At 65.1% G+C, this 4,794-nt stretch carries 4 protein-coding genes; 2 read left to right on the top strand and 2 right to left on the bottom strand.

All coding sequences use genetic code 11. From position 1 onward, the window contains the following. Positions 1-103 precede the first annotated feature (103 nt). Both EOA33_RS24650 and EOA33_RS24645 read right to left on the bottom strand, forming a co-directional pair. Complete coding sequence (locus EOA33_RS24650) at positions 104-1,183, bottom strand: HPP family protein (protein WP_127406820.1); 1,080 nt, start codon at positions 1,181-1,183, stop codon at positions 104-106. 213 nt (positions 1,184-1,396) lie between these two features. Further along, a complete protein-coding gene (locus EOA33_RS24645) occupies positions 1,397-2,563 on the bottom strand; it encodes a cystathionine beta-lyase (protein ID WP_127406819.1) in 1,167 nt (388 codons plus the stop codon). A 313-nt stretch (positions 2,564-2,876) separates the two neighbouring features. Between EOA33_RS24645 and EOA33_RS24640 the strand changes: the two genes are divergently transcribed. Then, positions 2,877-3,512 carry a DUF1326 domain-containing protein gene (locus tag EOA33_RS24640; RefSeq protein WP_127406818.1) on the top strand — a complete coding sequence of 212 codons (636 nt, stop codon included), beginning with the start codon at positions 2,877-2,879 and terminating at the stop codon, positions 3,510-3,512. 6 nt (positions 3,513-3,518) lie between these two features. Next, on the top strand, positions 3,519-4,376 hold the full coding sequence (locus EOA33_RS24635; protein WP_127406817.1) for a DUF2182 domain-containing protein: 858 nt from the start codon (positions 3,519-3,521) through the stop codon (positions 4,374-4,376). The last annotated feature ends 418 nt before the right edge of the window (positions 4,377-4,794 follow it).

Genomic DNA, 4,794 nt, shown 5'->3' with positions numbered 1-4,794 from the left:
GTGTGCATTGCGAGCCGATCTCCCGAACAGATGCCTGATCGGGGCATTGGATGCGCCTTGCCGGCAAAAGGTTCCCGGAATTCGGCGGTGTTCGGCGGCGATATTACGCCGCCGCCCGCGCCGTGTCTGCGCCGCGCACCCGCGCTGCCGCCGCCAGCAGGTCGGTCTGGGTGATCAGGCCGAGGATACGCCGCTCGGCATCGACGATCACCACCGCATGACTGCGCCCGTCGGTCAGCACTGGCAGCAGGCTCATCGCCGGCGTGTCGGGCGAGGCGGTGCCGACCTTCGACATCACGCCCTTCACCGTGTCGGTGGCTTTCGTCAGCTCGCGCAGGCCGACGGCGCCCACCAGCCTGGCTTCGGCGTCGACCACCGGCAAGGTACGGATATTGTGGTCGAGCAGTTGCTGGCGCGCCGCGTCGGCTGTGGCGTCTTCGGGCACAGAGATCACGTCGCGGGACATGATGTCTGAGCAAAGCAGCGTCCGGTGCGAGCGCACCATGGCCTGCAGTTCGACCTGGCGCAGCAGCCGTTCGAGGTCGTCGCGGTCGATGTCGAAGGTCTCGTCGAGCGTGGCCAGCGCCGCGTCGATATCCTCGGGCCGGAAGCCGACGCGCTCCTGTGGCGGCGGATCGGCGGTGCCGTGGCTGTTGGCGGCGGGCGCGACGACATGCGGATAGTTGCGCCGCGCCAGCCGGTGGAAGAGGAAGCCGAGCGTGACCAGAATGGTCGAATTCAGCGCCACCGGCACGAAGGGGAACAAAAAGCCGGCGCTGACCACCGCCGGGCCGCCAAGCACGGCGGTGAGCGCGGCGGCGCCGCCCGGCGGATGCAGGCAGCGGGTGAACGACATGGCGGCAATGGCGAGCGCCACCGCAAGGCCGGACGCGATCACCGGGTCGTGCACGAAGTGCGCCACGGTCACGCCGACCAGTGCCGAGATCGAATTGCCGCCGATGATCGACCAGGGCTGCGCCAGCGGGCTTGCCGGCACCGCAAAGAGCAGCACGGCCGACGCCCCCATCGGTGCCACCAGCAGCGCCACATGCGGGCCGCCGCCCATCGCCAGCCCGCTGATCACGCCGGTCAGCGCGATGCCGATCGTGGCGCCGATGCAGGCAAGCAGCCGCTCGCGCAGCGTCGCGCCGGCAAGGATGGGGACAAAAAGGCGAAACGCCATGGGAGATCCTGAAACGCAAGAGAGATTGCGGCGCCCGCAATGCAGCCGCGGCCGCGAATTTGGAAGCCAAACCAATCCGTGTATTCGCGGTTGCGGAGAATATTATTGCGCGACGCGGGTTGGGGGCTATCGCCTGTGGCCTTCGCTTTCTCAATCGCGCCAAGGCCTTGCGGCCGTGTGCGGAATCCATCCCTCAGGGTTCCCGCTCGCAGGTCAGGTCGCCGCCGCCGCAAGCCCGCGCAATAAGTCGGCCTTGAGATCGTCGACGTCCTCAAGCCCGACTTGCAGGCGGATCAGCGGCCCCTCATAGGAGCGCTTGGCTATGGTGCGGTCGCCAAGGAAGACCGGTACGGCGAGGCTCTCATAGCCGCCCCAGGAATAGCCGAGGCCGAAGATCTTCAGCGCGTCGAGGAAGGCGTGCTGCGCTTTTTGCCCGCCACCCTTGAGGACGATCGAGAAGATGCCGCTTGAGCCGCAGAAGTCGCGCTTCCACAGCGCGTGGTCCGGGTGGCTCTCCAGCGCCGGATGCAGCACCTGCGCCACGCCTGGCTGCCCCTCCAGCCAGAGCGCTAGCGCGAGCGCGCTCTTCTGGTGATGCTCAAGCCGAACCCCCATCGTGCGCAGGCCGCGCAGTACCTGATAGATGTCGTCGGGCCCGGAACAGCAGCCCAGTGTGCAAAAACCTTCGTAGAGCTGTTTCCAGTACGTCTCGTTGGCCGAGACGGTGCCGAGCAGCACGTCCGAATGGCCGGCCGGGTATTTCGTCGCCGCATGGATCGAGATGTCGACGCCATGGTCGAGTGGCTTGAAATAGAGCGGCGTCGCCCAGGTGTTGTCCATCATGACGATGGCGCCCGCCTGATGCGCCGCTTTGGCGATCGCCGGTATGTCCTGCACCTCATAGGTGTTCGACCCCGGCGATTCCGTGAACACCACTTTGGTGTTGGACTTGATCAGCGCGGCGATGCCGGCGCCGATATGAGGGTCGTAATACTCCACATCGATGCCCAGGCGCTTCAGCATCGTGTCGGCGAAATGCCGTGTCGGGTGGTAGACGCTGTCAACGATCAAGAGATGGTCGCCGCACGCGAGGAAGGTGAGCAGCGGCACCGTCACCGCGGCGAGGCCCGAGGGCACGGCGATTGTGCCGGCCGAGCCCTCCAGCGCGTCGACCGCAAGCGTCAGCGCGTCCATGGTCGGCGTGCCGCGCGTGCCGTAGGTGTATTTCTGGCTGCGTGCCGCCATCGACGCCGCATCGGGATAGAGCACCGTCGAGGCATGCACGACCGGTGGATTGACGAAGCCGAAATAGTCGCGCGGATTGTTGCCGGAATGGGCAAGCCGCGTGTTGATGCCCAGTTCGCTGCTGTCTTTTGCCATATCTCTTGCCTGTGGTGGGGGTGATGCCAGCCATAATGCGGTGGCCCGGGCCGCGCAACCGCCCGGCGTCCGCCAGTCGGTGGTGTTTCGATGTGCCAAATCCTTGCCGGGCGGACGGCGGGGGGCCCAGCCTTGGCGCCGGGACGATCGGACTTTGATCCGACTATCAGGCTTGTTGGGAAAGTTATATAATTACGTCCTAATATAGAATCATTGCCGGGTTGCCTCGCTGCGGGCCGGACGATTTTACCGGCCGCGGGTCCAGTCTTCCCCGCAATGCAGGCATTTCGTGCCAGCCAAGGGGAGGACTGCGATGACCGACATCAAATGGATGATCAAGGCGCGCGAATTCACCAACTGCAACTGCGCCTATGGCTGTCCGTGCCAGTTCAACTCCCTGCCGACGAATGGGTTCTGCCAGGCCGTGGCGGGCGTGGAAATCGAACACGGCTATCACGGCGACACCAAGCTTGACGGCTTGCGCTTTGCCGGAATCTTCCGTTGGCCGGGCCCGATCCATGAGGGCGGGGGCGAGGCAGCGGTCGTCATCGACGAACGGGCCACCGAAGCGCAGCGCAACGCGCTGCTTCGCATCCTGAGCGGCCAGGACACCGAACCCGGCGCGACCATCTTCCAGGTCTTCTCGACCACGCTGGAGAAGGTGCACGATCCGATCTTCGCCGCCATCGACCTCAGCATCGACATCGATGCGCGCACGGCCCGGATGGACGTGCCCGGCGTGACGTCCGGTCACGGCGAGCCGATCAAGAACCCCGTCACCGGCCAAGAGCATCGGGTGCGCATCGACCTGCCGCACGGCTTCGAATACGCGCTCGCAGAGGCCGGGCGCGGCTGGACCAGGGCATCGGGCCCGATCAAGTTCGAATTGGCCGACAGTCACAGCCACTTCGCCATCATGCATATGACGCAAAGCGGCGTGGTGCACTGAAATCGCATGAGCGACACGGCCCTCGAAGCAGTGCTGCGGCGTGACCGCGCGGTCGTCGCCGCATCGCTCGTGGCGATTGCCGTGCTCGCTTGGGCCTATGTGTTTTGGCTCGCCGCCTCCATGGGCATGCCAGCCACGCCCATGGAGACCGGCGGCGACATGGCCGGCATGAGCACGTCGGATATGAGTGGCATGGACATGCCTGGCATGGACATTGGTGCGGCGGTCGCGCCGGCCATCCGCGCCTGGACGGTGGCCGATTTCGTTTTCATCTTCGCCATGTGGTCGGTGATGATGGTTGGCATGATGACGCCGTCCGTCGCGCCGATGCTGCTGCTCTATGCCGGCGTCGGCCGCAAAGCCGGGGCGAGCGGCCGGACCATCGCCTCGACAGGGTGGTTCTTCGCTGGCTATCTGCTGGTCTGGGTGGCCTTCAGCCTTGCGGCCACAGGCGCGCAATGGCTGCTGGGCCGTCTCGCTTTGCTGAACCCGATGATGGCGACCAACAGCGGCATCCTCGGCGGCCTCATCCTGATTGCCGCCGGCCTCTACCAATGGACGCCGGTGAAGGGCGTCTGCCTCAGCCAATGCCAGGCGCCGATCGCCTTCCTGACCAGTCATGGCGGCTTCCGCACCGCGCCGCTCGGCGCGCTGCGACTGGGTATCGCGCACGGCGCCTATTGCCTCGGCTGCTGCTGGGCGCTGATGGCGCTGCTGTTCGTCGGCGGCGTCATGAACGTGCTGTGGGTCGCCGGCATTGCCATCCTCATCCTGCTGGAGAAGACCGTCCCGGCCGGCCGGGTGATTCCGCGGATCTCCGGCACCCTGATGGTGGCCATCGGTGTCTGGTTGCTTACCCAGTGATTGTCCGTGTGCTGCTCATCATACATGTTGATCTGCATCGATGAATGCAGCCGGCCGTCCGGTTCGCCAAGGTGCGGTTGCCGGCGAGGTTTTCCCCAAGAAAACAAGAATAAACGCCAGCCTGATCATTGCCGGTGTTGGGCTCATGCGGGTGGCCGGACTTTGCCGACTTTGTTTGCGGCCGTGGCAAATTTACGGGCGCGTTTGTCTGCAATTCGGGCATTTCCGGCAATCGGATTTCAAACGCGTTGGAATTCGGTCATTTCCCTTGACCTCACAGGAATAATCGCCTTCGATGCAGTTCGTGAATGGGAGGCAGCGCGTCGGTTGCGATGCGGGGTCCGGGAGTGGCCGGAAGGGAGCTGCGTTCACGCGGGAAAAGATCAGGGTCGCCTGAGAACAGGGTCACCTGTAAAAC

This window comes from Mesorhizobium sp. M4A.F.Ca.ET.050.02.1.1 (genome assembly GCF_003997725.1).
Lineage (GTDB): Bacteria > Pseudomonadota > Alphaproteobacteria > Rhizobiales > Rhizobiaceae > Mesorhizobium.
Note: the sequence above shows the minus strand (reverse complement) of the source record. Positions and strands in the feature narration are given on the sequence as shown.